We start from the raw sequence: 26,191 nt of genomic DNA on the forward strand, positions 1-26,191 counted from the left end.
CGTCGCCGGGTCGAAGGGCAGTCGCGGCTGGAGTGAGAGTCGAGAAAAGTGACTCCAACTTCTCCAACTCCGTGCTGATGGTAGGGATCGGAGGGAGGAGGACGAGGCCTAGCATGCCGCTACGTCACAATAGGACGCATGCGGGATTAGCCTGGTCGAAAAGGGGCGTGTAGCAAGGCGTCATGTTCGAGCCGGACGAAACCGACCAACCGACCACGTTGACCCTGCTGCGTCACCCTTCAGGGATGTCGGGACCGGCCGTCGTGGTGGAGGTGATGCTCGAGCGGCAGGGCGATGTTCTGTGGGTCCGCTTCGTGGTCGAGGGTGACGTTCAGGCTGTGACGTGGCCTGACCCTCAAGAGACGGGACGGGCCGATCGCCTGTGGGAGCGCACTTGTTTCGAGGTCTTCATCCAGAATGCTGACGGCTACCTCGAGTTCAATCTGTCGCCGTCGGGGCAGTGGGCGTCCTATCGCTTCGATGGCTACCGGCAGGGCATGGTGGAGGCGACCGATGTCGTGACCGTTTCGCCGCTTGATCTGGCGTCGGACATGCTGGCGCTGGAGGCACACATCGATCTGCCGTCTTCAGTCGGCAGACTGGGCGTGTCGGCTGTGATCGAGGGCTGTGACGGCACCCGGACCTACTGGGCACTCTGCCATCCGTCCGATAAGCCGGACTTCCATCACCCCGACTCCTTCGTCCTGGACCTGCCATGAAATTCGGAATCGACCGCGTCCTGTCCGAGCCGGAGCTGCTGGCCGCGCTGAAGGGACGGCGCGTGGCGCTGGTCGCGCATCCGGCGTCGGTGACGGCGGACCTGACCCATTCGGTCGATGCGCTGGTGGCGGCGGGGGTCAATCTGACGGCCGCCTTTGGCCCCCAGCACGGGATGAAGGGCGACTTGCAGGACAATATGATGGAGAGCCCGGACGAGACCGATCCGGTCCACGGCATTCCGGTCTTCAGTCTGTATGGCGAGGTGCGTCGGCCTAGCGGGCAGTCGATGGGGACGTTCGACGTCATCCTGGTCGATCTGCAAGACCTGGGGTGCCGGATCTATACCTTTATCACGACGCTGCTCTATGTGCTGGAGGCGGCGGCCGAGCATGGGAAAGAGGTCTGGGTTCTGGACCGGCCCAACCCCGCCGGGCGGCCGGTCGAGGGCACGACCCTGGTACCGGAGTGGGAGAGTTTCGTCGGGGCTGGGCCCATGCCGATGCGGCACGGCATGACGCTGGGCGAACTGGGCCATTGGTTCATCGATCACTTCAGGCTGGACGTCGAATACCGCGTCATCGCGATGCAGGGCTATGACCCCGACGCGGGGCCGGGCTTCGGCTGGCCGCTGGGGGAGCGGGCGTGGATCAACCCCAGCCCCAATGCGCCGAACCTGTCGATGGCGCGGGCCTATCCCGGCACGGTGATGGTCGAGGGCGCGACCCTGTCGGAGGGCCGGGGCACGACCCGGCCGCTGGAGCTGTTCGGAGCGCCCGACATCGACGCCCGCGCTGTGATCGCCGAGATGCGAGCGCTGGCTCCGCAATGGCTGGGCGGCTGCGTGCTGCGCGACATGTGGTTCGAGCCGACCTTCCACAAACACGTCGGCCAGCTGTGCTCGGGGGTGCAGATCCACGTCGAGGGGCCGACCTATGACCACGGCGCGTTCCGGCCGTGGCGGGTCCAGGCGCTGGGGTTCAAGGCGATCCGGCGGCTGTATCCCGACTACGACCTGTGGCGGGATTTTCCGTACGAGTATGCGTTCGGCAAGCTGCCCATCGACGTGATCAACGGCGGCCCGGCCTTGCGCGAATGGGTCGACGATGCGGGCGCACAGGCGGGCGATCTGGACGCGATCGCCGGGCCGGACGAGGCGGCCTGGATAGAGGCGCGAAGACCGCACCTGCTTTACTGGGCGCCTTAGAGCATGTCGCTTGCGCGACCCGTTTTGTTATGATCATAATATGTTCTGCTCATCCCGGAGGATTGCGTCATGACATTTCTGATCCACACCCACGGTCGGCTTCAGGAATGGGTGGCCGACGCCCACGGGTACTTCAAGGATGAGGGGCTGACCGACTATGCGATGGTTCAGCACGACTTGAACTTCAACGCTGCGGGCGTGCCGTCGGGTGCCTATCAGACCTACGAGGAAGGCCGTGAGGCCAGCATCTCGTGCGCCTGCCACTGGACCGTGAACATGGCGGCATCCAACAAGCATGGACGGCTGTATGGCGACGCCTATTCGGTCTCGCCCTGCGGGATCTATGTTCCGGCCGGTTCCGCGATCAAGCGACTGGCGGACCTGGCCGATGTGCCGGTCGATGTCGGCTATCAGTCGGGCAGCCACTACGCGACGATCCAGGCGCTGGAGACGGCCATGCCCGCCGACCGGATCAAGCTGGAGTTCGCCGGCAATCCCGATACGCGTCTGGGCCGTCTGGACAGGGGCGAGGCGGCGGCGGGAACTCTATTCGGCATCCAGGCCTACATCGCCGAACAGATCGGGATGCGGAAGGTCGCCGACTGCACCTTCATGATCGTCGGTCTGATACCGGACGGCGTTCCGGCCGATGATGTCGCCAAATACTATGCGGCACTGCGGCGGGCTCAGCACGACATCGACCTTCACCATCAGCGCTATGCGCACTTCTATCTGAACGAGATCGCGGAGGCCTATCGCGAACGGGTCAACGTCGATGCGTTCGGGCCGGGGGAGCGCATCGTGTTCGAACCCTACTCCGCCGAGATGTACGACAAGACCCACGACTGGGTCGAAGAGCGCGGCATCTTCGAGACCGACAAGATCGGCCGCGCCGACTATGCAGAGGCGGCCCTGACGCTTGCGTGACGACGATCCATCCAGGTCGGTGATGGCGGCGGCCGAGCCCACGCCGCCGCCCGCCTTCGTTGTTCGTCAAGTCGGGCATCTGCTGCGCCGCGCCTACGCGATCGCGCGGCGAAACTCGGCCGAGGCGTTGTCGGTGCTCGGGGACGTATCACCCGTTCAGGCGGCGGTGATCAGCACCCTGGCGGCCGGACCCATGAGCCAGGCCGAGCTGGGTCGCCGGATCGACATGGAGCCGGCCAACACCCATTCGATCGTCCGGCGGCTGGTCGCGGCGGGCGTGGTCGAGCTGCGTCCTGACCCGGCCAGCAAGCGGGGGGTGATCGTGGGCCTGACGTCATCGGGGCAGGACGTGGCCGACCGCCTGGATGCCTGCCTGACGCAGGGCACGTCGAAGACCCTGGCCCCGCTCGATGAGGCCGAGCGGGCCGCGCTGCTGAAGCTGCTGTCGCGTCTGGTCGGTATCGAACCCAACCAGACCTGATCAGGCCGGTTCGGCTTCCAGACGCTTGTCCAGATAGGCCCCGACGCGGCGCTCGACGGCGTCGATGTGGTCCTGCCAGAAGTGGCTGGCACCGTCTTCCAGCTCGTAGTCGATGACGATGCCCTTCTGGGTGCGCAGCTTGTTGACCACGCGCTCGACCTCCACCGGCGGCACGATGGTGTCGGCCGTGCCGTGCAGGAACAGACCCGACGCCGGGCAGGGGGCCAGGAAGCTGAAGTCGTACATGTTCGAGGGCGGCGACACCGAGATGAAGCCGTCCGTTTCGGGCCGGCGCATCAGCAGCTGCATGCCGATATAGGCCCCGAACTGATAGCCGGCGACCCAGGTCTGGGTGGCGGCCGGATTGTTGGACTGCAGCCAGTCGAGCGCAGTCGCCGCGTCGGCCAGCTCTCCGATGCCGCTGTCGAACTCGCCCTGCGACTTGCCGACGCCGCGCGAGTTATAGCGCAGGGTGGCGAAACCGCGCTGCTGGAACAGCTGGTGCAGGGTCACGGTGACCGGATTGTTCATATGCCCGCCCGCCTTGGGGTGGGGGTGCAGGATCAGGGCGATCGGGGCGTTGGCCCGCTTGCCGGGGGAATAGCGGCCCTCGATGCGGCCGGAGGCGCCGGGCAGGATGACTTCAGGCATTGGGGCTCCTTGGGGGCTCCGGAATCCATTCAACTGTCGTTTCGGGCCGCCGGAATACTTGACCACGGGGGTAGGACTTTCTAAGTCCATCCCTGCGTTCGGCCGCCTCGCGAAGCGGCGGGTCATAGCACAAGACCCCGGAAAAGCGCGCGATTTTTGAGGACGGCGATGCGACTGTCGACCAAGGGACGATACGCCGTGATGGCGATGGCCGATCTGGCCCGGAACGGCCGGGGCGAGGGCGCGGTCGGTCGCGCCGTGTCTCTGGCCGAGATCGCGACGCGGCAAGAGATTTCATTGAGTTACCTGGAACAGCTTTTCGCCCGTCTGCGCAAAAGCGGGCTGGTGCTCAGCGTGCGCGGGCCGGGTGGTGGCTATCGTCTGGCCAAGACGGCGGGCGAGACCGTGGTGTCGGAAATCGTGCTGGCGGTCGACGAGCCGATCCGGGCGACGCGGTGCGCGGCCCATTCCTCGCCCAAGGGCTGCATGATGGCGGGCGAGCGCTGCATCACCCACAATCTGTGGGAAGACCTGGGCGACGAGATCCATCGCTATCTGGCCAGCGTGTCGCTGGAAGACGTCATCATGAACCGGACGGGGCGTCGCGCGGCGACGGCCGCCGGGACCGGCATGGGCGTGGCGGCATGAGCGGCGTCTATCTCGACTACAACGCCTCGGCTCTGGTGCGGCCCGAGGTGCAGACGGCGATGGCCGAGGCCCTGGCCGACAACGGCAATCCGTCGGCGGTACATGCGGCCGGACGGCGCGCGCGGGCGAGGGTCGAGACGGCGCGGGCCAGGGTCGCCGAACTGGTCGGAGCGGATGCGCAGAGCGTGATCTTCTCGTCCGGCGGGACGGAGTCGAATGCCCAGGCGATCGCCAGCGCCCTGGCGGCCGGATATGAACGGCTGATAGTCTGTGCGTCGGAGCACCCGTGCGTGGCCGAGGCGGCGATGGCGTCGGGCAAGCCGGTCAAGGTCCTGCCGCTGGACAGCCGGGGCGTGGTCGATCTGGGTCGGCTGTCGGAACTGTTGCGCGGGCCCGGCAAGGCGGTGGTGGCGATCCATCATGCGAACAACGAAAGCGGCGTGATCCAGCCGATCCGCGAGGCCGCGACCCTGGTGCGCGAGGCGGGCGGCTGGCTGCACGTCGATGCGATCCAGTCGGCGGGCAAGATCCCGGTGACGATGGCGGCGCTGAAAGCCGACAGCCTGACGCTGTCGGCGCACAAGCTGGGCGGGCCGCAGGGTGTCGGGGCGCTGGTGCTGGGCGAAGGCCGGGCTGCGGTGCAGATCGTGCGCGGGGCGGGACAGGAACGGGGCCTGCGCGCCGGGACCGAGAACGTGCCGGGCATCCACGGATTCGGCGTCGCGGCCGATTGTGCTGCGCGTGACCTGCCGCTGGCCGAGGCGCACAAGGCCTGGCGCGACGCGGCGGAAGCGGCGGTCGAAGCGGCGGGGGCGACGATCATGGGCAAGGGTGCACCGAGGCTGCCCAACACCCTGTTCCTGTCGGTCGCCGACTGGGACAGCCCGCAGGCCCTGATCGTGCTGGACCTGGGCGGTGTCATGGTCTCGGCCGGCAGCGCCTGTTCGTCGGGCAAGACCAAGCCCAGCCGGACGATCGTGGCCATGGGCCGTATGGACCTAGCGACCGGGGGCGTGCGCGTCTCGGGGGGCTGGGGCTCCACGGAAGACGATTGGTCACGCTTCGCCGACGCCTGGACCAAGGCATACCAGACACACCGCGCGCGCCAGTCCGCCCGCGTGAAGGAAACCGCGTAAGACCATGGCCGCCGTTCAGGAAACCATCGACGCCGTCGCCGCGCTGGAGAAGTACGAGCACGGCTTCACCTCGGACATCGAGACCGAGTATGCGCCGCGCGGGCTAAACGCCGACATCGTCCGCTTCATCTCCGAGAAGAAGGGCGAGCCGGAGTGGATGCTGGAATGGCGCCTGGCCGCCTATGAACGCTGGCTGGCGATGGAGGAGCCGACCTGGGCCTCGGTGAAATACACGCCCGTCGATTACCAGGAGCTGTTCTACTACGCCGCGCCCAAGAAGAAGGACGGGCCCAAGTCGCTGGACGAGGTCGATCCGGAAATCCTGGAGATCTACAAGAAGCTGGGCATCCCGCTGGGCGAACAGGCGGTGCTGGCGGGCGTCGAGGGCGCGCCGCGATACGCTGTGGATGCGGTGTTCGACAGCGTCAGCGTGGTCACGACCTTCAAGGCCGAGCTGGCCAAGGTGGGCGTGATTTTCATGCCGATTTCCGAGGCCTTGCGCGAATATCCTGATCTGGTCCGGCAGTATCTGGGATCGGTCGTGCCGGTCTCGGACAACTATTTCGCGGCGCTGAACAGCGCGGTCTTCTCGGACGGATCCTTCGTCTACATCCCGCCGGGCGTGCGCTGCCCGATGGAGCTGTCGACCTATTTCCGCATCAATGCGTCCCAGACGGGCCAGTTCGAACGGACGCTGATCATAGCCGACAAGGGCAGCTACTGTTCCTACCTGGAGGGTTGCACGGCGCCGATGCGCGACGAAAACCAGCTTCATGCGGCGGTGGTCGAGCTGGTCGCCCTGGACGACGCCGAGATCAAATATTCGACGGTCCAGAACTGGTATCCGGGCGACGCGGAGGGCAAGGGCGGAATCTACAACTTCGTCACCAAGCGCGCCGACTGTCGGGGTGATCGGTCCAAGGTGTCATGGACCCAGGTCGAGACCGGATCGGCGGTGACCTGGAAATATCCATCGTGTGTGCTGAAGGGCGAGGAGAGCTCGGGCGAGTTCTATTCGATCGCCATCACCAACGGACATCAGCAGGCCGACACCGGCACCAAGATGATCCACCTGGGCAAGAATTCGAAGTCGCGGATCATCGCCAAGGCGGTCTCGGCCGGGAAGTCGGACTCGACCTATCGCGGCCTGGTCTCGGTACACCCGAAGGCGACGGGCGTGCGCAACTTCACCCAGTGCGACAGCCTTCTGATCGGCGGCGACTGCGGTAGCCACACCGTGCCCTATATCGAAGCGCGCAACGGCTCGGCCCAGCTGGAGCACGAGGCGACGACGACCCGCCTGTCCGACGACCAGCTGTTCTATGCCCAGCAGCGCGGCCTGTCGCAGGAAGAGGCCGTGGCCCTGCTGGTCAACGGCTTCGTCCGCGACGTCATGCAGAAGCTGCCGATGGAGTTCGCCGTCGAGGCACAGAAGCTGGTGGCGATCTCACTCGAGGGGAGCGTGGGGTGAGCTTCACCGAGGCATACCTTCGCGACGCTCATACGCACTGTGCGAACCATCGCTTCCAGCTGGAAGCGAGCACGGATTGCGGATGCTTCTACTGCCTGCAGGTCTATGGACCTGAGCAAATCGAAGACTGGCTAGAGGAGGCGACGGGTGATTTCGCTAACCAGCCAGATAGCTGGACCGCGTTTTGCCCGAAGTGCGCGATCGACTCTGTCATCGGCGACGCGTCGGGATTTCCCGTAAGCGAGCCTGCATTTCTAGATGCGATGCATGAATTCTGGTTCGAGAGGACCGTAACAATCGACGAAGTCGGGAACATCATTCCCGACGATAAGCCCAAATCAATGCTGGCCCGGATGCGCGGCTGGCTAACTCAGAAGACCGCTTGATGCTCGCCATCTCCAACCTCCAAGTCTCCGTCGGCGACAAGCCGATCCTGAAGGGGCTGACGCTCGACGTTCCGGCTTTCGAGGTGCACGCCGTCATCGGGCTGGAGCGTGGTATCATCGAGAACTCTGGTCTGATCTCAGTGTCGAGGACATTTTGATGGAAACGATTTCCGTTCCTTTTCGGGAAGACACCGCTGACCGCCTGAAGCGTGCGGCGGCCGAGATCGGGATGCCGGTCGGCGAATTCATCGCCTCGGCCGCCGAAGGGTTCATCATGGACAATGAAGTTCACCGTGGCGCGCCGTTGTCGGCGGATCAGGTCGCTCAGATCGAGGCGGGCTTGGCGGCGGAGCGCGAGGGGCGGATCGTATCGAACGAGGAAGCGAACGCCCGACTTGCGGCGCGTCGCGCGCCGTGAAGGATTTCGAATGGTCGGAGCCCGCGCTGACGGCCTTCTCTGATTTTCTGGACCATCTGGACGAACACAGCCTGGCGGCTGCGGATCGGGCGGAGGCGGAGATCAAGGCCACGCTTTGGCGACTGGCCGAGCATCCTCACCAAGGTCATCTGTCCCGCTGGCCTGGGCTTCTCGAATGGAGCGCAGCCGACTGGAAAAAGATCATCGTCTATCGCGAACGCCCGGGCGGCATTCGCATCATCGCCTTTTATGACGCTCGGCAGGATTTGAGCGTCGTCCACCCAACACCGAACGACTGAACCCAATGCTCTCCATCACCAACCTCCATGTCTCCATCGGCGACAAGCCGATCCTCAAGGGGCTGACACTCGACGTTCCGGCGGGCGAGGTGCACGCCATCATGGGGCCGAACGGGGCGGGGAAATCGACGCTCGGCTATGCCCTGTCGGGACGGCCCGGGTATGAGGCCGTGGAGGGGTCGGTCGACTGGCGAGGCGAGAGCCTGCTCGACCTCGACCCGGCGGCGCGGGCGGCCAGGGGCGTGTTCCTGTCGTTCCAGTATCCGATCGAGATCCCCGGCGTGCCGGCCCTGACGTTCGTGCGCACGGCGCTGAACGCCCAGAAGCGGGCGCGGGGGGAGGAGGAGGTCTCGGCGCCGGCCTTCCTGAAACAGGTCAAGGCTGCGTCGGCGGCGCTGAAGATGGACTTCGAGATGCTGAAGCGGCCGCTGAACGTCGGCTTCTCCGGCGGCGAGAAGAAGCGGATGGAGATCCTGCAGATGGCCCTGCTGGAGCCCTCGCTGCTGATCCTGGACGAGACGGATTCCGGCCTCGACATCGACGCCCTGCGGATCGTGTCCGAGGGGGTGAACGCGCTGCGTCGTTCCGACCGCGCCATGCTGGTCATCACTCACTATCAGCGGCTGTTGGACTACATCAAACCCGACCGGGTCCATGTGCTGGCCGCCGGACGGATCGTGGTCTCGGGCGGGCCAGAGCTGGCGCTGCAGCTGGAGGCGGAAGGGTACGACAAATACCTGCCGCCCCTTGCACCAGAGAGGGCGGCGTGACCGCCGTCGATCTGCGCGATCCCTCGACCTTCCCGTCGCGGCGGGTCGAGGCGTGGAAATACACCGACCTGGCCCGCGTCCTGCGCGAGGCGCCACCGCCGTCGCCCACGACGGCGGTCGGTCCCCCCGGGCCGTTTTATGGACTGGAGGGCGACGCGATCGTGTTCGCCAACGGTCGGCCGGTGGGGGTCACGGACTTCATCGCCTTCGGCGAGCAGACGCTGCGGCTGCGGTTTATCTCGAACGCGACGGGGACGGGGCATGAGGCCTCGGCCCGTATCGTCGCCAGGCCCGGCGCGAAGCTGCTGCTGCTGGAGACGCACGAGGGGTCGGGCTCGGCCTATGTAGCGCAAAACCGTCTGGACATCGATGTGGCGGGCGCGGCCGAGGTCACGCGCGTCGTCCTGATCGACGAGCCGCAGGACGCCATCTCCCTGACCGAGATCGATGTACGCGTCGCCCCCGGCGGCGTCTATCGCCAGACGACCATCACCGGCGGTGCCAAGCTGCAGCGTCAGGAGACGCGACTGGTCCATGGCGGGGAGGGGGCGGCGGTCTGGATCGACGGTCTGTATGCTCTTTCCGGCGAGCGCCACGCAGACCTGACCAGCGTCGTGCGTCACGGCGGCCTGAACGGCGTCACATCCCAGCTGACCAAGGGCGTGGTGCGCGACACGGCGCGGGGCGTGTTCCAGGGCAAGATCGTCGTTGAGCGCGGCGCGGACGGCACCGATGCGCGGATGGGACATCACGCCCTGATCCTGGGTGAGCGGGCCGAGGTGGACGCCAAGCCGGAGCTGGAAATCTATGCCGACGACGTGCAGTGCGCGCACGGCAACACGGTCGGCAATCTGGACGAAAGCGCCCTGTTCTATATGCAACAGCGCGGCATTCCGGCGGACGAGGCGCGGGCCCTGCTGACCCAGGCCTTCCTGTTCGAGGTCGTCGACCGCATCGCTCACGAGGGCGCGAGAGAGGTGGTGAGGGCATGGCTGACGGCTCGACTCTGACCCGCTTCGATCCCTATGCCGCGCGGGCGCAGTTCCCGATCCTGTCGCGGACGGTGAACGGAAAGCCGCTGGTCTATCTGGACTCGGCCGCCTCGGCGCAGAAGCCGCGCGCGGTGATCGACGCGATGACGGCGGCGATGGAGGGCAGCTATTCCAACGTCCACCGCGGCCTGCACACCCTGGCCAACGAGACGACCGAGGCGTTCGAACAGGCGCGCGAGACCGTCGCCCGGTTTTTGAACTCAGAAAGCCCCGACCAGATCGTCTGGACCAAGGGCGGCACCGAGGCCTTCAACCTGATCGCGGCCGGACTGGCGCAGAGCCTGAAGCCCGGCGACGAGATCGTCACGACCCAGATGGAGCACCACGCCAACATCGTGCCGTGGTCGATGCTGAGGGACCGTCAGGGCGTCGTGCTCAAATGGGCACCGGTGCTGGACGACGGGTCGCTGGACATGGCGGGCCTCGCCGACCTGATCGGGCCGAGGACCAGGCTGGTCGCGGTGACCCATATGTCGAACGTGCTGGGCACGGTGAATGACGTCCGAGGCGTCGCCGATCTGGCGCATGCGGCGGGCGCCTTGGTGCTGGTCGACGGGTGTCAGGGGGCGGTGCATTGCGCACCCGACGTCCAGGCGCTGAACTGCGATTTCTACGTCTTCACGGGCCACAAGCTGTACGGCCCGACCGGGATCGGCGGGCTGTACGGCAAGCGCGCCGCGCTGGAGGCCCTGCCGCCGTATCAGGGCGGGGGCGAGATGATCGCGACGGTCACGCAGGAAGCCGTGACCTATGCCGGCATCCCTCACCGGTTCGAGGCGGGGACGCCGCCGATCCTGGAGGCGATCGGCCTGGGCACCGCGCTGGACTGGTTCATGGCCTTCGACCGTCAGGCCGTCGCGGCGCATGAGCGGGCGCTTTACGACCACGTCGTGGCGCGTTTGTCGGGGCTGAACTGGCTGCGGGTCATCGGCGAGGCACCGGGCAAGGGCGCGATCCTGACCTTCACGGTCGAGGGCGCGCATGCCCATGACGTGGCGCAGATTCTGGACCGGTATGGCGTCGCCGTGCGGGCGGGCCTGCATTGCGCCGAGCCCCTGTCGAAACGATTTGGGATCACATCGAGCGCGCGAGCCAGCTTCGCCCTATATAACACCGTGGAAGATGCGGATGCCTTCGTGGACGCGCTGATCAAGGCGCGGGAGTTCTTTGTGTGAGCGAGATGGAAGACACGGCGATCAGCAAGAGCGAGACCTTCGCGGAGACGTGGGGCGAGCCGCAGAAGGCTGCGATCCCGCAGGCCGAACTGGACAAGCTGACCGAGGATCTGATCGCGGCGCTGAAGACCGTGTTCGACCCGGAGATCCCGGTCGACGTCTATGAGCTGGGCCTGATCTACAAGGTCGATCTCTCGGACGACAAGGATGTGCTGATCGACATGACCCTGACGGCACCCGGCTGTCCGGTGGCCGGTGAGATGCCCGGCTGGATCGAGGATGCTGTGATGAAGGTCGAGGGCATCAAATCGGCGCGCGCCAACCTGGTCTTCGAACCGCCGTGGGATCCCTCCAAGATGAGCGACGAGGCGAAGCTCGCCTTGAACATGTTCTGATGACCGACTTGCAGACCACAGCCCGTCCCCGGCGCCCGCGTCCCAAGGCCGTGACCCTGACCGATGCCGCCGCAGAGCGCGTGCGCGAGATCATGGCCAACGCGGAAAAGGCCTACGTCGCCCTGCGCGTCGGGGTGAAGAACGGCGGCTGCGCGGGGCAGGAATACACCTTCGCCTACGCCGAGGAGATCGGCGCGCTGGACGAGGTGGTGGAGGACAAGGGCGTCACCATCCTGATCGACCCCAAGGCCATCCTGTTCCTGATCGGGTCCGAGGTGGACTACGAGACATCGAAACTGTCGTCCAAGTTCGTGTTCCGCAATCCGAACCAGACCGACGCCTGCGGCTGTGGCGAGAGCGTCACCATCATCCCCGCAAAGGCGTTCGAGACCGACTGAATGATCCGGCTGGAAGGGGTCACCAAGCGCTATCGCAGCGCGGCGGGCGAACGCGTGGCGCTGGACGCCGTCGACCTGACGGTCGAGCGGGGTCAGGTGTTCGGCGTGGTCGGACGCTCGGGCGCGGGCAAGTCGACCCTGATCCGCACCATCAACCGGCTGGAGACGCCCGACGCGGGCAAGGTCTTCGTCGGCGATCAGGAGATCACGGCGCTGAAGCCGGAGGCCCTGCGCGCGGCGCGGCGGCGCATCAGCATGATCTTCCAGCACTTCAACCTGCTGAACGCCAAGACGATCGCCCAGAACGTCGCCTTTCCGCTGCGGCTCGAGGGCCGGCCGGAGGCGGAGATCGAACGGCGCGTGGCGCAGCTGCTGGAGCAGCTCGGCCTGTCGGAGCACGCCAGCAAGCATCCGGCCCAGCTGTCGGGCGGGCAGAAGCAGAGGGTCGGCATCGCCCGGGCCCTGGCCTGCAGTCCCGAGGTCCTGCTGTGCGACGAGGCGACCAGCGCCCTGGACCCCGAGACGACGGACGAGATTCTTGGCCTGCTGGACGGGCTGAACCGCGACCTGGGTCTGACGATCGTGCTGATCACCCACCAGATGGAGGTGGTCCGTCGCGTCTGCGACCGGGTGGCCGTGCTGAAGGACGGCCGTCTGGTGGAGGAGGGGGCCACGGCCGATGTCTTCCTGCACCCCAAATCGCCGGTGACCCGCGCCATGCTGGCCGAAGGCGAGGGCGGCGAGACCTTCGACGCCTCGATCGTGCCGGCGGGCGGGCGGCTGGCGAAGCTGACCTTCCGGGGCGGGTCGACCTATGAGCCGGAACTGAGCCGCGTGGCCCGGTCGGCCGGCGTGGACTATTCCATCCTGTCCGGCCGCATCAGCCGCATCCGGGGCGAGCCCTATGGCCAGATGGTCGTGGCCTTCACCGGCGGAGACGCCGATGCGGCCGTCGGCCAGCTGGCGGCGCGCGGCGTCGTCGTGGAGGCGCTCTAGATGGATTTCTTCGCCAACGTCGACTGGCCCGAGATCCTGCGGGCGACCCGCGACACCCTGCTGATGCTGGGCGGGTCGATGGCGCTGACGGTCGTGTTCGGCATCCCCCTGGGGGTGCTGCTCTATCTGTCCGACAGAGGGCGGCTGGCGGCCAATCCGGTGCTGAACGGCGTGCTGTCGCTGGTGGTGAACATCCTGCGGTCGGTGCCCTTCATCATCCTGCTGATCGTCATGCTGCCGGTGACGGTGCTGCTGGTCGGGACGTCGCTGGGCGTCGCGGGGGCCATCCCGCCGCTGGTCGTCGGGGCCGCGCCTTTCTATGCGCGTCTGGTCGAGACGGCGCTGCGCGAGGTGGACAAGGGCGTGGTCGAGGCGACCCAGGCCATGGGCGGCTCGACATATCAGATCGTCACCCGCGCCCTGTTGCCCGAGGCCATGCCGGGGATCATCGCCGGGGCCACGGTCACGGCGATCGCTCTGGTCAGCTATACGGCCATGGCGGGCGTGGTCGGGGCCGGGGGGCTGGGTGACCTGGCGATCCGGTTCGGCTATCAACGGTTCCAGACCGACGTCATGGTGGTGACCGTAGTCCTTCTGCTGGTGCTGGTGCAGATTCTTCAGATGCTCGGCGATCGTCTGGTCGCTAGGGTGTCTCACCGCTGATTGAGAGACATTCCATGCTTCGACGCACCTTGATCCTGGCCGCCGCTGCGCTGGCGCTTGCCGCCTGTGGGCCGGGCGCCGAGAAGGCGGCAGACGGGTCCGCGCCGCTGATCGTCGGCGCGACCGCCGTGCCGCACGCAGAGATCCTGGAGTTCCTGGAGCCGACGCTGGCCGCCGAGGGCTTCCCGATCGAGATCAAGGTGTTCAACGACTACGTTCAGCCCAACACCCAACTGGCCGAGAAGCGGATCGACGCCAACTATTTCCAGACCAAGCCCTATCTGGACGAGTTCAACGCGGCGCGTGGCGCGAACCTGATCACGATAGCGGGGGTGCACGTCGAGCCGCTGGGGGCCTATTCGAGGAAGCACGAGACGCTGGCGGACCTGCCCAACGGCGCGGACGTGGCGCTGCCGAACGATGCGTCGAACACAGGGCGGTCGTTGTTGCTGCTGCAGTCGGCCGGTCTGATCACGTTGCGGGACCGAACGAACCCGCTGCAGACCGTTCGTGACATCGTCGGCAACCCGAGGAACCTGACGTTCCGTGAGATCGAGGCGGCGATCCTGCCGCGCGTGCTGGATCAGGTCGATCTGGCGGTGATCAACACCAACTATGCGCTGGACGCCGGGCTGAAGCCGAAGACGGATGCCCTGGCGCTGGAGGGCGGGGACAGCCCCTATGTGAACTACCTCGTCGCGCGCCCCGACAACCAGAACGATCCGCGCATCCAGGCCCTGGCGCGGGCGCTGCGCAGCCAGGCGGTGAAGGACTTCATCGCCCAGAAGTATGACGGCGCCGTCGTCCCGGCCGCCTGATGGCCTATGATCCGGACTTCGGCGACTGGGTGCGCGAGCATTTCGCGGCGCTGGGCCCGATCGAGATCAAGCGGATGTTCGGTGGAGCGGGTGTCTATGCCAACGGGCTGATGTTCGCCTTGCTGGACGACGGCGTCATCTGGCTGAAGGCGGATGAGACCGGGGCGCAGGCTCTGGTCGAGGCGGGCTCGCGTCAGTTCACCTATCCGACCAAGGACGGGCAGACGATGACCATGGGCTACTGGTCCCTTCCGGACAGGGCGATGGACGACGCCGACGAGGCGGTGACCTGGGCCCGACAGTCGATCGACACGGCCGAGCGCAAGGCGGCATCCAAGCGCCCGCGCAAACCGAAAGCCTAGGTTTCTGCCAAGGCCCGGGCCTGTTTGGCGACCTCGTCGGGCGTCAGAACCCGCACATTCGGGATGACCGGCCCGCCGCGCGCCCGTGCGATGAGTTCGGCGGTGCGTGTTTCGACAGCGGCTTCCAGACGCTCGAGGAATTCCGCCTTGCCCAGGCCGGTCGGGATCGGATCCAGGAACTCCAGCGTGGCGGTGCCGGGGTGCTTTTCGTACGCCTCCTGCGGCCAGAACAGGCCCAGGTTTGACGCCAGCGGGACGACCGGCATGTCGAAGTCACGGTACATGTGCCAGACGCCGGAGCGATAGCGGAACTTCTCGCCCGTTCTGGCCAGATTGCCCTCCGGATAGATCAGGATCTTGCGACCCTCGGCGTGGGCCGTGGCTCCGCTCTGCTTCAGCGAATCACGGGCTTCTCGGCCGCCGCAGTTGTTGACGACGATGGCCCCCAGCTTCTTCAGCATCGTGCCGAGCAGGGGGAACTTCTCGAGGTGGTCACCGGTGACGAAGGCCAGGTCGTCGAACTGGTCATAGGTGGCGAAGCCGTCGCCCCAACTCTGGTGCTTGGAGGCGATGATGAAGGCTCCGGTCGGCAGGCGTTCCTTGCCCCGGACCTCGATATGGATGCCGGCCAATACGCGCATGGCCTGGACCATCCGGCGGACATATCGGCGGATGACGAAGGCGGTCGCCTCTCGGCCCGGGGTCAGGGCGGCGAAGGCCGCGCTCAGGCCGTAGACGATCGACAGGAGCCAATAGGCGATGTTGAAGGCGAGACTGCGCATGAGATGAGCCTAGCCCATTTTCGACGACAAATCGGTCGTCAGGCCGCTTCGTCCAGGCGTTCGCCGTTGGTGACCTTGTTCCGGCCGGTCCGCTTGGAGGCGTAGAGAGCTTCGTCGGCGCGGTCGAGCAGAGCGGTACCGGTCTCTCCGGGGCGGCGCTGGGCCAGGCCGGCGGAGATGGTCACGGCGCCCAGTTCATCGTTGGTGGAGCGGCGGCGCAGGGCGCGGGTGCCGATCTCCTCGCGGATCTGGTTCAGGGCCACCTCGACGATCGGCGCGCTCTCGGACGGGAAGATGATGGCGAACTCTTCGCCGCCATAGCGGGCCGCGACGCGGGGCGACTTGGAGATGCGGCCGATCACGCTGGCGACGTAGCGCAGGACCTGATCGCCGGTCTGGTGGCCCCAAGTGTCGTTGAACCGCTTGAAATGGTCAATGTCGAGGACGGCCAGCGTCATCGGCTGACGCTTTTTGTCAGCCTCGTCGCAGGCCCGCAGAAGCTCTTCGTCGAAGGCCTTGCGGTTCGCCAGATTGGTCAGGGCGTCGGTCATGGCGTCGCGGCGGACCTGTTCCAGGTGTTCGCGCAGCCGGGCGACTTCCTTGGTCGAGGTTTCGAGGCGTTTCTCGAGCGTGGCGTTCTCGGCCTGGACCTGTGTGGTGGCCTTGGTCAGTTTGGAAACGACGCCGAGGAGAGCGGTCGGCTCGGCCGAACTTTCAAGATGGGCGGAGGCACCGGCCAGGGTCTGGCCGTAGGCGGCCTGGGATTTCTGGGCCTTGGCGATGGCCTCGGAGACGGTCGACAGTTCGCGGTTCAGCACGGCACCGGCGTCGCGGATTTCCTCCGACAGACGGCCGCGCGGCAGGTATTCGGCCGCCAGCATCTCGGCTGTGCCCTCAGTGAAGGCGGTGCCGTCGCCGAGCAGGCGGGTCATCTCTTGACCCAGCGCCCCGTCGGGGTCGCCGATCCAGTGGATCCACAGCTCGAAGTTCAGCGGGGTGGGCCAGACGCCGACACGTTCCATCTCGTCCACGGCACGGCGAGCCAAAGCGAAAGCTTCGGGACCGCGCAACGTGGTCTGGACCTGTGTCGACATTCGAGGCTTCCCGCACCGCGCCCTTAGGACTGACGCGTCTATGTCCGAGAGCCTAGTCGTCGATCCGTAACGGCGGGTTAAACCGGGCGCAAAAACACGTAGTCGGGACGAGAGTTCAACCCTTGAGGGTGACGGGCCGGCGCAGGAATGCGGGCACGTCGCCCCCGAAGCCGGCACCCTCGCGGGCCGGTGCCGGGTCGTGGTCGGCGCGGCCGCCGGGGCGACGATCGGCCTGACGCAGGCGCGGTTCCGAGGTCGGCTGGCGGACTTCTGGCGGGGATTCGGAGACGACCACCACGGGCGCGACGACCTCGACCGGCTCGATCACCGGAGTGGGTGCCGTGGCCTTGCTGGAGCGGCGACTGCGGCTGCGGCGGACCGGGGCCTCGTCCGAGGCCACGGGCTTTTCGACGGCGACCAAGGGGGCGACCGCCTGTTCGATCGGGGCTTCGACGCTCTTGGCCGAGTTGTCGGAGCGGGCCTTGCCGCGCGCCGGGCGGGCATCGGATTTTGGCTCGCCGCGACGGGACGAGCCGCCACCCAGGTTCGACCAATCGAGGTCGAGCACCAGTTCCTCGGGGCTCATCTTGATGAGCTTCATCACCTTGTCCAGCGACTTGTCGTCGGCCGGCGTCACGATCATGAAGGCCTGACCCAGCTTGCCCGCGCGTCCGGTGCGGCCGATGCGGTGGACGTAATCATCGGCGTGATGGGAAACGTCGTAGTTGAAGACGTGGCTGACGTCGGGAATGTCCAGACCGCGCGCGGCGACATCGGACGCCACCAGAATCTTCAGCGCGCCCGAGCGGAAGTCGGCGAGCGTCTTGGTGCGCAGCGACTGATCCAGGTCGCCGTGGATCGGCGCGGCGTCGAAACCGTGCTGCTTCAGCGACTTGGCGACGACATCGACTTCGGATTTCCGGTTGCAGAAGACGATGCCGTTGCGGACGTCCGCGCGGGCCATCAGCTCGCGCAAGGCGGCGCGCTTGGCCTTGGGATCGCTGGAGGGGATGCGGACCAGATACTGGGTGATGGTTTCCGCCGTCATGGCCGGACGCGAGGCCTCGATCCGGGTGGGATCCTTCAGGAAGGCCTGGGTCAGACGGGTGATCTCCGGCGGCATGGTGGCCGAGAAGAACAGGGTCTGGCGCTTGGGCGGGGTCAGTTTGAAGATGCGCTCGATGTCGGGGATGAACCCCATGTCGAGCATCCGGTCGGCCTCGTCGACGACCATCAGCTCCACGCCCGTCAGCAGCATCTTGCCACGCTCGAACAGGTCCAGCAGACGGCCGGGCGTGGCGATCAGGACATCGACGCCCTTGTTCAGGGCCGCGACCTGGTCGCCCATGGAGACGCCGCCGATCAGAAGCACCCAACTGAGCTTGGTGCCCTTGGCGTATTTCTCGAACGACATGGCGACCTGGTCGGCCAGTTCGCGGGTCGGGGCCAGGACGAGGGCGCGGGGCATGCGGGCCCGGGCGCGGCCCTTGGACAGGCGTTCGATCAGGGGGAGGGTGAAGGCGGCGGTCTTGCCGGTGCCGGTCTGGGCGATGCCGAGCACGTCACGGCCGGCGAGGGCCACGGGAATGGCCTGGGCCTGAATGGGGGTGGCGGTCGTGTAGCCGGTATCGATAACCGCTTGCAGGGTCGTGGGCGAAAGGCCCAGGGCGGAGAATTCTGTCATGTATCCTTGGACGGAGCCCGGCGCGATCGCGCGCCGGTGGGAAAGCAGGAGCCACCCGATCGATGGGGCGGCGGGGAATGTCGCGGAACCGCCCTGTCTCTGGGCGAGCGGGCGGCGCGATTCGCCAAATCCTGTCCCGAACGTGGGCCGCATATAGAAGCCCCCACGCCAGAGTCAAGTATTCGCCGATCGGCGGTCGCGCTCGGTCCATGCTGCGAGGGCCTTGGATTTGGATAAACTTTAGTTAAGATTTCGGCCGGGGACAGGATGCCGGAAGGGGTTCAGGCATGAGGAAGACCATCATCGCGCTGGCGGCCGCCTGCGCCGTGGCGACACCGGTGACGGCCTCGGCCGAGATCGCCGACATGTTCGAGAATACCCTGGTGTCGCGATATCCGGACGGTGGCTGGGTGCGGCACTGGTTCAATCGCGACGGGACCTATTCGGCGCAGTTCTCCGACGGTCGCCGTTTGTCTGCGTCCTGGCGGATCGAGGGCCAGCGGGTCTGCCTGAACGGCATTCGACCGGCCTTCATGATGATCTCGCGCTATTGTTCGCCGGTCGTCGAGGCCCGCGTGGGACAGACCTGGGTCGCCCGCGATCCGCTTGGCCGGCGCGTCCAGAACGAGTTGTCGCCGGGGCGCTAGACGTCCAGGTCCGCGACCGCGAACTGGGCGTTGTCCTGGATGAAGCGGAAGCGGGCGTCGGCCTTCTTGCCCATCAGGCGCTCGACCAGGTCTTCGATGTCGTCCTCTGATTCAGGCAGGGTGACCCGGGCCAGGGTGCGCTTCTTCGGGTCCATGGTGGTCTCCTTGAGCTGGGAGGCCATCATTTCGCCCAGGCCTTTGAACCGGCCCAGTTCGACCTTCTTGCCCTTGAAGACGGTGGCCATCAGCTCCTCGCGGTGCGCCTCGTCGCGGGCGTATTCGGACAGGGGACCGGCGGACAGGCGATAGAGCGGGGGCAGGGCCATGAACAGGCGGCCCTGTCTGATGACCTCCGGCATGGAGCGATAGAAGAAGGTGATCAGCAGAGCCGCGATATGGGCCCCGTCGACGTCGGCGTCGGTCATGATGACGACGCGCTCATAGCGCAGCTGGTCGATGTCGAAGCGCGGTCCCGTCGTGACACCCAAGGCGAGGGTCAGGTCTGAAAGCTCTATATTCGCACGCAATTTGTCGGCCGTGGCATTGGCGACGTTCAGGATCTTGCCGCGCAGGGGCAGGATGGCCTGGGTCGTGCGGTCACGCGCCTGTTTGGCCGAGCCACCGGCGGAATCTCCTTCGACGATGAACAGCTCGGTGCCATTGGCGGACTGGCGGCTGCAGTCTGAGAGTTTCCCGGGCAGACGCAGCTTGCGCGTGGCCTGGGCGCGCTGCACCTCCTTGTCCTTCCTGCGACGCAGGCGGTCCTCGGCCCGTTCGATGATGAAGCCCAAGAGGACATTGGCCTGTTTGGGATTTTCGGTCAGCCAGTGGTCGAGAGGGTCGCGCAGCAGGGCCTCGACCAGGCGCTGACCCTCGCTGGAGGACAGGCGGTCCTTGGTCTGGCCCTGGAATTCGGGATTACGGATGAAGACCGAGATCATCGCTCCGGCGTTGGCGATGACGTCCTCGGCCGTGATCTGGCCCGCGCGTTTCTCATTGGTCAGTTCGCCGTAGGCCTTCAGCCCCTTGACCAGGGCGGCGCGGAAGCCGGCCTCGTGCGTGCCGCCGTCGGGCGTCGAGACGGTGTTGCAGTAGGACTGGACGAAGCCGTCTGCCTCTCCGAACCCGATCGGAGACCAGGCCACGGCCCACTCGACCGCCCCGGCCTCGCCCTTGCGTTCGACGCGGCCGCTGAAAGTCGGGGTGACGGTCTCGAGCTCGCCGATGCGCTCGGCGAGCGCGTCGGCCAGGCCGTTGGGGAAATGGAAGGTGGCGGCATCCGGCGTCGCGTCGGTGATGCGGTCGGGCGCGCAGGTCCATTTGATCTCGACGCCACGGAACAGATACGCCTTGGACCGGGCCATTCGGAACAGGCGGGCGGGCTTGAAGGCCGCGCCGACGCCGAAGATCTCCTCATCCGGATGGAAGCGGATCAGGGTGCCCTTCTTCTTCGACGGCTGGACCTGTTCGATGGGCCCGAGGGGCAGGCCCCGGCTGAAGGACTGCTTCCATTCGAAACCGTCGCGCCACACCGTGACGTCCAGACGGTCGCTGAGCGCATTGACGACGCTGACGCCCACGCCATGCAAACCGCCAGAGGTTTCATAGGCTTTGCCCGAAAACTTGCCGCCGGAATGGAGGACGGTCATGACCACCTCCAGCGCCGACTTGCCCGGATGCTTGGGGTGGGGATCGACGGGGATGCCGCGCCCGTCGTCCTTGACCGACAGGAAGCCGTCCGCGTCGAGGTCGACGGTGATCAGTTTCGCATGGCGGGCCACCGCCTCGTCCATGGCGTTGTCGAGGACTTCGGCGAACAGGTGGTGCAGGGCGCGTTCGTCGGTGCCGCCGATATACATGCCCGGGCGTTTTCGGACGGGCTCAAGGCCCTCGAGCACCTCGATGGACGAGGCGGAGTAGGAGCCGGGGGCGGGTGGGGCCGAAGGCGCAGCGGCGGGCGCGGCGGCCTGCGGCTTCAGGGCCGGTTCGGGCGCGGGTGCGGGCTTGGGGGCCTCGGGGATGTCATCGAACAGGGACGGCGCGTTGGCGGGCATGGCTGGAGTGTGCGGCGATTCGGGGAGCCGTCTGGTAGGCCTCGCGCGGGGCGCGGGCAAGCGGGACGCGGGCCGTGTCGGGAGCGAAACAGGTGGCGCGGGCGACGATGGCCAGCATCAGCACCCAGGGCAGGTTGGCGTGGCTGAGCAGCACGCTTTCCGACAGGCTGAGCAGCAGAAAGGCCAGGAAGTAGCCCAGCGCCCACCAGCCCTCCTTCGGTCCATCGGTCATGACGCGGAAGACGGAACCGACGAAGCCGATGGCGACGACGATGCCAACGGTGATCGCGCCGGGCCAGCCCAACTGGACCAGCAGGTCGATCCAACCGTTGTGGGCCGACGGCACGGGCCAGCCGGTCTCCTCGCGCACATACATCGCGGGCACGGATTCGCGGCCCCAGAAGGCCTGGTACCCATAGCCGGTCCAGGGATGGACCGAGACCTTGTGCATCAGGCTGACCCAGATGTCGGTGCGGCCGGTCAGGGATGGATCCTTGCCCAGCGCCTTCAGCACCACGGCGGGCTCGGTGATGAAGACATAGGTGCCTGTGGCGATCAGGACGACGCCGACCCAGATGGCCACAACCGAGAAGGCCGCGCCGCCGCGCCGCATGGCCCACAGCCCCGCGATCAGGCCGACGGCCAGCAGCAGGCACAGCAGGGAGGTCTTGGACTGGGTGGCCAGGACCAGCAGGGTGGTCACCATCAGGGCGATGAAGGGCATCAGCCGGTGGCGGGTCTGTTCCGACGCCAGGCAGGCGGCGCTGGCGGCCGCGCCCGCGACCATGATGCCGCCCATCTGGTTTTTCTCGTACCACAGGCCGCGCCACAGGCCGTCGTTGTCGCCGTGGTGCACGCCGATGGCCGGGAAGGCGAAGACGAAGACCAGACTGCCGATGCCCAGGATCAGCCCCATCCACATCAGGAGGCGCGGCAGGTGCACGCCCCGGAACACGACGCCCAGATAGACGGCGAAGACGGAGGCCATGCCCATGGCCAGGACCCGCCGCGACGTCGTCTCCGCATCGATCGACCAGTATTTCGAGGCATAGGCGTGGAGCACCAGGCCCAGAACCATCAAGAGGGCGGGCCAGGCGCGGATCACCTTGTCCGCGCGCATCGCCACCAGCCCGATGATGACCGCATAGACCGGCAGCCAGATCAGCCGCAGGATCGGCGTCTCCGCCTGGGTCGGCGCGAACACTGGCCCGACGAAGGCTCCCGTCAGCATGACCACCACGAACATCGCCGCCGCCCGCTCCCACAGGGGCGGGGCGGGGTCGGGGAGCGCGGCGGTGGCGAGGGCGGGTTGCACGACGCGAGAATGGCTTCGCAGTCGTTAACGAAGCGGAACCTCTCAGTCGTCCGAGCGGTCCTGAGCACCGTGATAGATGCGGGTGACGAAGATGACTGTTGGATGGCGTTCGTATTCGATGACGTAACCGTAAAGGCCGAACCGAACGGCTTTCTCCCGATACGCGATGCCGACCGACGGACTGGAGTCGGGAAATTCGCTCAGCAGATCGAGGGCCTCTATGATGGCTTTTGCGGCCCGCCGACCGGCCGCCGGAGAGCGCGCATTGAGCCAGTCGATCTGGGCGGCAAAGTCACGCTGCGCCAGTGGCGTCAGCTTGACCCTCATTCGGGACCGAACGTCTTTTCGATTAGGGCCAGAAATTCAGGCCGGACGTCTTCCCAGTCGCGGGCCCCTTCGAGGTCCGATGGCGATGCCCGGTCTGTCCTCGGATCGCCGTTGGTCCAGGTGAAGTCGTCGTAGTCGAAGAGCTGATCGCTGAGCAGGGTGATTGCCAGGTCCTCAGGCGAAACGCCTAGCGCCTTTGCCTTCTCGGCCAGCTTGGCCGAGGCGTAGTCGTCGAGCGTGAGCTTTAGAGCGCCGTCGGCCATTTGCTGAAGATATCGCTATTCAGACTGACTGGGAAGTTGCGTGCCCTCCGCTTGGGGAACGAACTCTAGCCGCCCTCTAGGCGGTCGATTGGCAGCCGATTGGGCGATCCGCACGATGTCAGCTTTGGCATCCACGATGCAATCGTCTTGAACCCAGATGTCGATGTTCGCCCTTCTGCGCTCAGCATCTCTCGGGCAAGCGGCGTCAAGGACGTCGAACGGCGCGGCGGAATCGTCGCCAATGCGGCGAAGCAGGATGTAGCGGCTTCCTCCTGCCACGCCGATCTGGAGTGCCCACAGTTCTATCTCATCCGGTGCGGAATGCGGCTCCGTCAATCGAGCAAGCCAGGCGTAACTCTCGAACGCCTCGCCCGCCGCCGCCTCGTCATCTGCTCGTCCATAAAGGAGGGCGCAGTGGAAGACCCCGTAGTTGCTGAGCCGCCAGTACTCAGGCCAGTCTTGTTTATCCGTCTCGATATAGCGCCAGACGCCGACATTGATGGCGTGCACACAGCCGAAGCTCTGGTCGTCCACGAAACCTTGTGGGTACAGGGACGAAGATGCGTTGTCGTAGGTCCAGAGTGCGCTGTCGGACCGGATGGTCTGGGCATGGACCACGGAAGCTAAGCAAACCGACCCGGCTGCCAGCAGCGCGATGAGCGGCCGGTTCACTCCGCCTTCTCCACGAAAGTATCGATCACCTTCTTCTCGCCGGCCTTCTCGAACTCGACCGTCAGCTTGTTGCCCTCGATGACGCGCACGCTGCCATAGCCGAACTTCTGGTGGAAGACGCGGTCGCCCTTGAGGAAGCCGCCGCCGGATTTGGGGTCGGCGGTAGCGATCAGGCGGCCTTCGCCTTCGATGACGGCGTTGCGGGCGGGGCGGGTGCCGGGGGTTTGGCCGGCGGTGAAGGCCTTGGCACGTTGCCAGCCGGGGGAGGTGTAGCCGGCGCCGAACACCGGCGTTTCGTCCCAGCGGGACTTGGCCTCCTTCATGCCGGCGGAGGCGCCATAGTAGCCGGTGTCGCTTTCGGCCTCGACGTGGGCGATGGGCAGTTCGTCGACGAAGCGGCTGGGCAGCTGGCTCGTCCAGCGACCATAGACGAGGCGGTTGGCGGCGAAGGAGATGCGCGCGTCCTGCTTGGCGCGGGTGACGCCGACGTAGGCGAGGCGGCGTTCTTCCTCCAGGCCCTTTTCACCCTTCTCGTCGATGCTGCGCTGTGAGGGGAAGACACCTTCCTCCCAGCCGGGCAGGAAGACGAGCGGGAACTCCAGCCCCTTGGCCCCGTGCAAGGTCATGATCTGCACCGCGTCCGACGACGGGCCGCGATCAAGATCCATGACCAGGGAGACGTGTTCAAGGTAGGCACCCAGCGTCTCGAACGACTGCATCGCCTGGGTCAGTTCCTTGAGGTTGTCGAGGCGGGTCGCGCCGGTGACGCGGTCGGCCTTCTGCATGTCGGTGTAGCCGCTCTCCTCCAAGACGGTTTCGGTCAGCAGCCAGTGGCGGGTGTCGGCGGCCAGGGCACGCCAGCGGTCGAGGTCGCGCACGAAGGTCGACAGGGCCGTGCGGGTGCGGGCCTGAAGTTCATCAGAGGTGATCAGGTCGCGCACGGCGGTCATGGCCGAGACCCCGTTGTGGCGGGCGATCTGCAGGATCTTCTGGACCGAGGTGTCGCCGATGCCGCGCTTGGGCACGTTGACGATCCGCTCGAAGGCCAGGTCGTCGTCCTCCGACTGGATCAGGCGCAGATAGGCGTGGGCGTCGCGGATCTCGGCGCGTTCGAAAAACCGGGGCCCGCCGATGACCGTGTAGGGGATGGCCAGCAGGACGAACCGCTCTTCGAAGGCGCGCATCTGAAATGAGGCGCGAACAAGAACGGCCATGTCTTTGTATTTCATGCCGTCTCGTTTCGCCGTCTCGATCTCGTCGGCGATCAGGCGGCTTTCGGCCTCGCCGTCCCAGACGCCGCGCACGCGGACCTTGTCGCCGGTCTGGTCCTCGGTCCACAGGGTCTTGCCCAGGCGGTCGCGATTGGCGGCGATCAGGCCCGACGCGGCCCCCAGGATGTGGCTGGTCGAACGATAGTTGCGCTCCAGCTTGACGATCTTGGCCCCGGGGAAGTCCTTTTCGAAGCGCAGGATGTTGTCCACCTCGGCACCCCGCCAGCCGTAGATCGACTGATCGTCATCGCCGACGCAGCAGACGTTGCCGGTCGATGAAGTCAGCAGACGCAGCCACAGATACTGCGCGACGTTCGTGTCCTGGTACTCGTCGACCAGAATGTAGCGGAACCGACGACGATATTCCTCAGCGATGTCCGCGTGTTTGGACAGGATCGTAAGATTGTGCAGCAGCAGGTCGCCGAAGTCGCAGGCGTTCAGCGTCGCCAGCCGTGACTGGTAGGCGGCGTACAGGCTCTGGCCCTTGCCGTTGGCGAAATCCTCGCCGGGCGGCAGTTTCTCGGGCGTCCAGCCGCGGTTCTTCCAGTGGTCGATCAGGCCGGCCAGCGATTTGGGCGTCCAGCGTTTGGTGTCGATGTTCGCGGCCTCCAGCAGCTGTTTCAGCAGCCGCTCCTGATCGTCGGTGTCCAGGATGGTGAAGGTCGACTTCAGCCCGACCAGTTCGGCGTGCCGGCGCAGGATCTGGGCCGCCACGCTGTGGAAGGTGCCGAGCCAGCGCAGCCCTTCGGCGGACGGACCGATCAGGTGGGTGATCCGCTCGCGCATCTCTCGCGCGGCCTTGTTGGTGAAGGTGACGACCAACAGCTCCCACGGTTTGGCGCGGCCGGTCGCCAGGATGTGCGCAAGCCGTGTAGTCAGAACGCGCGTCTTGCCGGTGCCGGCACCGGCCAGGACCAGGACCGGGCCTTCGGTCGCCGCCACGGCCTCGCGCTGTTCCGGATTCAGGCCCGACAGATAGTCGGGCGCATGATGCGTCACGCCGCCTGGACCACGCGAGCGGGCGAGATCGGAGATGCGGGGCGCGGGCAGGGCGTCGGTCAATGCGGGTGTCTCGGGATTCGGCGTGACCCGGAACATAATGAGCACAGAGC

30 protein-coding genes and 1 pseudogene are annotated in these 26,191 nt (G+C 66.4%); 21 read left to right on the top strand and 10 right to left on the bottom strand.

The window, feature by feature from the left end; genetic code table 11:
* Positions 1–182: 182 nt before the first annotated feature.
* The 4 genes from AC1DW4_RS04645 to AC1DW4_RS04660 all read left to right on the top strand — a co-directional run bounded on the left by AC1DW4_RS04645 (position 183) and on the right by AC1DW4_RS04660 (position 3,332).
* Positions 183–719 carry a DOMON-like domain-containing protein gene (locus tag AC1DW4_RS04645; RefSeq protein ID WP_477016055.1) on the top strand — a complete coding sequence of 179 codons (537 nt, stop codon included), beginning with the start codon at positions 183–185 and terminating at the stop codon, positions 717–719.
* Positions 716–1,924 (top strand): exo-beta-N-acetylmuramidase NamZ family protein, encoded by a 1,209-nt coding sequence (locus AC1DW4_RS04650; RefSeq protein ID WP_477016056.1) that lies wholly within the window; start codon positions 716–718, stop codon positions 1,922–1,924. Before AC1DW4_RS04645 ends, AC1DW4_RS04650 begins: the two co-directional genes overlap by 4 nt.
* A 69-nt stretch (positions 1,925–1,993) precedes the next feature.
* The gene (locus AC1DW4_RS04655) at positions 1,994–2,851 is read left to right on the top strand and encodes a substrate-binding domain-containing protein (protein WP_477016057.1); all 858 of its coding nucleotides are present in this window, start codon (positions 1,994–1,996) and stop codon (positions 2,849–2,851) included.
* Positions 2,844–3,332: a MarR family winged helix-turn-helix transcriptional regulator gene (locus AC1DW4_RS04660; RefSeq protein ID WP_477016058.1), complete on the top strand. Its 489-nt coding sequence runs from the start codon at positions 2,844–2,846 to the stop codon at positions 3,330–3,332. Before AC1DW4_RS04655 ends, AC1DW4_RS04660 begins: the two co-directional genes overlap by 8 nt.
* On the opposite strand, the gene AC1DW4_RS04665 is transcribed toward AC1DW4_RS04660, so the two are convergent.
* Positions 3,333–3,983, bottom strand: coding sequence for an alpha/beta hydrolase (locus tag AC1DW4_RS04665; RefSeq protein ID WP_477016059.1), 651 nt, complete (start codon positions 3,981–3,983; stop codon positions 3,333–3,335).
* Positions 3,984–4,151: 168 nt separating this feature from the next.
* Here AC1DW4_RS04665 and AC1DW4_RS04670 point away from each other — a divergent pair, with 168 nt between their 5' ends.
* The 16 genes and pseudogenes from AC1DW4_RS04670 to AC1DW4_RS04745 all read left to right on the top strand — a co-directional run bounded on the left by AC1DW4_RS04670 (position 4,152) and on the right by AC1DW4_RS04745 (position 14,970).
* A complete protein-coding gene (locus AC1DW4_RS04670) occupies positions 4,152–4,631 on the top strand; it encodes an Rrf2 family transcriptional regulator (protein ID WP_477016060.1) in 480 nt (159 codons plus the stop codon).
* Positions 4,628–5,767, top strand: a complete 1,140-nt coding sequence (locus tag AC1DW4_RS04675; RefSeq protein ID WP_477016061.1) for a cysteine desulfurase family protein — start codon at positions 4,628–4,630, stop codon at positions 5,765–5,767. The genes AC1DW4_RS04670 and AC1DW4_RS04675 overlap by 4 nt, the downstream gene beginning before the upstream one ends.
* Before the next feature lie 4 nt (positions 5,768–5,771).
* Complete coding sequence (gene sufB, locus AC1DW4_RS04680; RefSeq protein WP_477016062.1) at positions 5,772–7,238, top strand: Fe-S cluster assembly protein SufB; 1,467 nt, start codon at positions 5,772–5,774, stop codon at positions 7,236–7,238.
* Positions 7,235–7,624 carry a hypothetical protein gene (locus tag AC1DW4_RS04685; RefSeq protein WP_477016063.1) on the top strand — a complete coding sequence of 130 codons (390 nt, stop codon included), beginning with the start codon at positions 7,235–7,237 and terminating at the stop codon, positions 7,622–7,624. Before sufB ends, AC1DW4_RS04685 begins: the two co-directional genes overlap by 4 nt.
* A pseudogene (sufC, locus tag AC1DW4_RS04690) lies at positions 7,624–7,725 on the top strand (Fe-S cluster assembly ATPase SufC); the annotation flags it as partial. The gene AC1DW4_RS04685 and the pseudogene sufC (AC1DW4_RS04690), both read left to right, overlap by 1 nt.
* 56 nt (positions 7,726–7,781) lie before the next feature.
* The gene (locus AC1DW4_RS04695; protein ID WP_477016064.1) at positions 7,782–8,042 is read left to right on the top strand and encodes a hypothetical protein; all 261 of its coding nucleotides are present in this window, start codon (positions 7,782–7,784) and stop codon (positions 8,040–8,042) included.
* Complete coding sequence (locus AC1DW4_RS04700) at positions 8,039–8,341, top strand: type II toxin-antitoxin system RelE/ParE family toxin (protein WP_477016065.1); 303 nt, start codon at positions 8,039–8,041, stop codon at positions 8,339–8,341. The genes AC1DW4_RS04695 and AC1DW4_RS04700 overlap by 4 nt, the downstream gene beginning before the upstream one ends.
* A gap of 5 nt (positions 8,342–8,346) precedes the next feature.
* Entirely contained in the window at positions 8,347–9,111 is a 765-nt protein-coding gene (gene sufC, locus AC1DW4_RS04705; protein ID WP_477016066.1) for a Fe-S cluster assembly ATPase SufC, read from the top strand.
* Positions 9,108–10,121, top strand: a complete 1,014-nt coding sequence (gene sufD / locus AC1DW4_RS04710) for a Fe-S cluster assembly protein SufD (RefSeq protein ID WP_477016067.1) — start codon at positions 9,108–9,110, stop codon at positions 10,119–10,121. The genes sufC (AC1DW4_RS04705) and sufD overlap by 4 nt, the downstream gene beginning before the upstream one ends.
* Positions 10,100–11,338, top strand: a complete 1,239-nt coding sequence (locus AC1DW4_RS04715) for an aminotransferase class V-fold PLP-dependent enzyme (RefSeq protein ID WP_477016068.1) — start codon at positions 10,100–10,102, stop codon at positions 11,336–11,338. The genes sufD and AC1DW4_RS04715 overlap by 22 nt, the downstream gene beginning before the upstream one ends.
* Before the next feature lie 5 nt (positions 11,339–11,343).
* Positions 11,344–11,733 carry an SUF system Fe-S cluster assembly protein gene (locus AC1DW4_RS04720; RefSeq protein WP_477016220.1) on the top strand — a complete coding sequence of 130 codons (390 nt, stop codon included), beginning with the start codon at positions 11,344–11,346 and terminating at the stop codon, positions 11,731–11,733.
* Positions 11,733–12,131: a HesB/IscA family protein gene (locus AC1DW4_RS04725; protein ID WP_477016069.1), complete on the top strand. Its 399-nt coding sequence runs from the start codon at positions 11,733–11,735 to the stop codon at positions 12,129–12,131. Before AC1DW4_RS04720 ends, AC1DW4_RS04725 begins: the two co-directional genes overlap by 1 nt.
* Entirely contained in the window at positions 12,132–13,127 is a 996-nt protein-coding gene (locus AC1DW4_RS04730) for a methionine ABC transporter ATP-binding protein (protein ID WP_477016070.1), read from the top strand.
* Positions 13,128–13,790 (top strand): methionine ABC transporter permease, encoded by a 663-nt coding sequence (locus tag AC1DW4_RS04735; RefSeq protein ID WP_477016071.1) that lies wholly within the window; start codon positions 13,128–13,130, stop codon positions 13,788–13,790.
* Between the two features lie 14 nt (positions 13,791–13,804).
* Positions 13,805–14,608, top strand: a complete 804-nt coding sequence (locus AC1DW4_RS04740) for a MetQ/NlpA family ABC transporter substrate-binding protein (protein ID WP_477016072.1) — start codon at positions 13,805–13,807, stop codon at positions 14,606–14,608.
* The gene (locus AC1DW4_RS04745; protein WP_477016073.1) at positions 14,608–14,970 is read left to right on the top strand and encodes a TfoX/Sxy family protein; all 363 of its coding nucleotides are present in this window, start codon (positions 14,608–14,610) and stop codon (positions 14,968–14,970) included. The genes AC1DW4_RS04740 and AC1DW4_RS04745 overlap by 1 nt, the downstream gene beginning before the upstream one ends.
* Here the strand turns inward: AC1DW4_RS04745 and AC1DW4_RS04750 are convergent.
* From AC1DW4_RS04750 to AC1DW4_RS04760, 3 genes are all read right to left on the bottom strand, one after another.
* The gene (locus AC1DW4_RS04750) at positions 14,967–15,752 is read right to left on the bottom strand and encodes a lysophospholipid acyltransferase family protein (protein ID WP_477016074.1); all 786 of its coding nucleotides are present in this window, start codon (positions 15,750–15,752) and stop codon (positions 14,967–14,969) included. The two genes, AC1DW4_RS04745 and AC1DW4_RS04750, sit on opposite strands and share 4 nt — an antisense overlap.
* A gap of 38 nt (positions 15,753–15,790) precedes the next feature.
* Positions 15,791–16,846, bottom strand: a complete 1,056-nt coding sequence (locus tag AC1DW4_RS04755; RefSeq protein ID WP_477016075.1) for a GGDEF domain-containing protein — start codon at positions 16,844–16,846, stop codon at positions 15,791–15,793.
* Positions 16,847–16,961: 115 nt separating this feature from the next.
* Positions 16,962–18,530 (bottom strand): DEAD/DEAH box helicase, encoded by a 1,569-nt coding sequence (locus AC1DW4_RS04760; RefSeq protein WP_477016076.1) that lies wholly within the window; start codon positions 18,528–18,530, stop codon positions 16,962–16,964.
* A gap of 287 nt (positions 18,531–18,817) precedes the next feature.
* On the opposite strand from AC1DW4_RS04760, the gene AC1DW4_RS04765 reads away from it, so the two are divergent.
* Positions 18,818–19,177, top strand: coding sequence for a hypothetical protein (locus AC1DW4_RS04765; protein WP_477016077.1), 360 nt, complete (start codon positions 18,818–18,820; stop codon positions 19,175–19,177).
* On the opposite strand, the gene parE is transcribed toward AC1DW4_RS04765, so the two are convergent.
* Genes parE through AC1DW4_RS04795 form a run of 6 tightly spaced genes read right to left on the bottom strand, consistent with a single transcriptional unit; the run spans position 19,174 to position 26,177 of the window.
* Positions 19,174–21,231 carry a DNA topoisomerase IV subunit B gene (gene parE, locus AC1DW4_RS04770; protein WP_477016078.1) on the bottom strand — a complete coding sequence of 686 codons (2,058 nt, stop codon included), beginning with the start codon at positions 21,229–21,231 and terminating at the stop codon, positions 19,174–19,176. The genes AC1DW4_RS04765 and parE overlap by 4 nt on opposite strands.
* On the bottom strand, positions 21,200–22,546 hold the full coding sequence (locus AC1DW4_RS04775; RefSeq protein WP_477016079.1) for an O-antigen ligase family protein: 1,347 nt from the start codon (positions 22,544–22,546) through the stop codon (positions 21,200–21,202). Before AC1DW4_RS04775 ends, parE begins: the two co-directional genes overlap by 32 nt.
* Before the next feature lie 42 nt (positions 22,547–22,588).
* Entirely contained in the window at positions 22,589–22,873 is a 285-nt protein-coding gene (locus AC1DW4_RS04780; RefSeq protein WP_477016080.1) for a type II toxin-antitoxin system RelE/ParE family toxin, read from the bottom strand.
* Complete coding sequence (locus AC1DW4_RS04785; protein WP_477016081.1) at positions 22,870–23,136, bottom strand: hypothetical protein; 267 nt, start codon at positions 23,134–23,136, stop codon at positions 22,870–22,872. Before AC1DW4_RS04785 ends, AC1DW4_RS04780 begins: the two co-directional genes overlap by 4 nt.
* Before the next feature lie 15 nt (positions 23,137–23,151).
* On the bottom strand, positions 23,152–23,808 hold the full coding sequence (locus AC1DW4_RS04790; protein ID WP_477016082.1) for a hypothetical protein: 657 nt from the start codon (positions 23,806–23,808) through the stop codon (positions 23,152–23,154).
* Positions 23,805–26,177: a UvrD-helicase domain-containing protein gene (locus tag AC1DW4_RS04795; protein ID WP_477016083.1), complete on the bottom strand. Its 2,373-nt coding sequence runs from the start codon at positions 26,175–26,177 to the stop codon at positions 23,805–23,807. Before AC1DW4_RS04795 ends, AC1DW4_RS04790 begins: the two co-directional genes overlap by 4 nt.
* Positions 26,178–26,191: the final 14 nt, after the last annotated feature.

The sequence above is a fragment of the Brevundimonas sp. P2_A6 genome (assembly GCF_056404975.1).

Bases quoted from the DNA above. Each gene is read 5' to 3' on its own strand.
- AC1DW4_RS04750 (WP_477016074.1), bottom strand. From the start codon at position 15,752: ATGCGCAGTCTCGCCTTCAACATCGCCTATTGGCTCCTGTCGATCGTC.
- AC1DW4_RS04785 (WP_477016081.1), bottom strand. From the start codon at position 23,136: ATGGCCGACGGCGCTCTAAAGCTCACGCTCGACGACTACGCCTCGGCC.
- parE (WP_477016078.1), bottom strand. From the start codon at position 21,231: ATGCCCGCCAACGCGCCGTCCCTGTTCGATGACATCCCCGAGGCCCCC.
- AC1DW4_RS04645 (WP_477016055.1), top strand. From the start codon at position 183: ATGTTCGAGCCGGACGAAACCGACCAACCGACCACGTTGACCCTGCTG.
- AC1DW4_RS04665 (WP_477016059.1), bottom strand. From the start codon at position 3,983: ATGCCTGAAGTCATCCTGCCCGGCGCCTCCGGCCGCATCGAGGGCCGC.
- AC1DW4_RS04715 (WP_477016068.1), top strand. From the start codon at position 10,100: ATGGCTGACGGCTCGACTCTGACCCGCTTCGATCCCTATGCCGCGCGG.
- sufC (WP_477016066.1), top strand. From the start codon at position 8,347: ATGCTCTCCATCACCAACCTCCATGTCTCCATCGGCGACAAGCCGATC.
- AC1DW4_RS04695 (WP_477016064.1), top strand. From the start codon at position 7,782: ATGGAAACGATTTCCGTTCCTTTTCGGGAAGACACCGCTGACCGCCTG.
- AC1DW4_RS04650 (WP_477016056.1), top strand. From the start codon at position 716: ATGAAATTCGGAATCGACCGCGTCCTGTCCGAGCCGGAGCTGCTGGCC.
- AC1DW4_RS04780 (WP_477016080.1), bottom strand. From the start codon at position 22,873: ATGAGGGTCAAGCTGACGCCACTGGCGCAGCGTGACTTTGCCGCCCAG.
- AC1DW4_RS04725 (WP_477016069.1), top strand. From the start codon at position 11,733: ATGACCGACTTGCAGACCACAGCCCGTCCCCGGCGCCCGCGTCCCAAG.
- AC1DW4_RS04760 (WP_477016076.1), bottom strand. From the start codon at position 18,530: ATGACAGAATTCTCCGCCCTGGGCCTTTCGCCCACGACCCTGCAAGCG.
- AC1DW4_RS04675 (WP_477016061.1), top strand. From the start codon at position 4,628: ATGAGCGGCGTCTATCTCGACTACAACGCCTCGGCTCTGGTGCGGCCC.
- AC1DW4_RS04720 (WP_477016220.1), top strand. From the start codon at position 11,344: ATGGAAGACACGGCGATCAGCAAGAGCGAGACCTTCGCGGAGACGTGG.
- AC1DW4_RS04730 (WP_477016070.1), top strand. From the start codon at position 12,132: ATGATCCGGCTGGAAGGGGTCACCAAGCGCTATCGCAGCGCGGCGGGC.
- sufB (WP_477016062.1), top strand. From the start codon at position 5,772: ATGGCCGCCGTTCAGGAAACCATCGACGCCGTCGCCGCGCTGGAGAAG.
- AC1DW4_RS04740 (WP_477016072.1), top strand. From the start codon at position 13,805: ATGCTTCGACGCACCTTGATCCTGGCCGCCGCTGCGCTGGCGCTTGCC.
- AC1DW4_RS04755 (WP_477016075.1), bottom strand. From the start codon at position 16,846: ATGTCGACACAGGTCCAGACCACGTTGCGCGGTCCCGAAGCTTTCGCT.
- AC1DW4_RS04670 (WP_477016060.1), top strand. From the start codon at position 4,152: ATGCGACTGTCGACCAAGGGACGATACGCCGTGATGGCGATGGCCGAT.
- AC1DW4_RS04655 (WP_477016057.1), top strand. From the start codon at position 1,994: ATGACATTTCTGATCCACACCCACGGTCGGCTTCAGGAATGGGTGGCC.
- AC1DW4_RS04795 (WP_477016083.1), bottom strand. From the start codon at position 26,177: ATGTTCCGGGTCACGCCGAATCCCGAGACACCCGCATTGACCGACGCC.
- AC1DW4_RS04745 (WP_477016073.1), top strand. From the start codon at position 14,608: ATGGCCTATGATCCGGACTTCGGCGACTGGGTGCGCGAGCATTTCGCG.
- AC1DW4_RS04765 (WP_477016077.1), top strand. From the start codon at position 18,818: ATGAGGAAGACCATCATCGCGCTGGCGGCCGCCTGCGCCGTGGCGACA.
- AC1DW4_RS04735 (WP_477016071.1), top strand. From the start codon at position 13,128: ATGGATTTCTTCGCCAACGTCGACTGGCCCGAGATCCTGCGGGCGACC.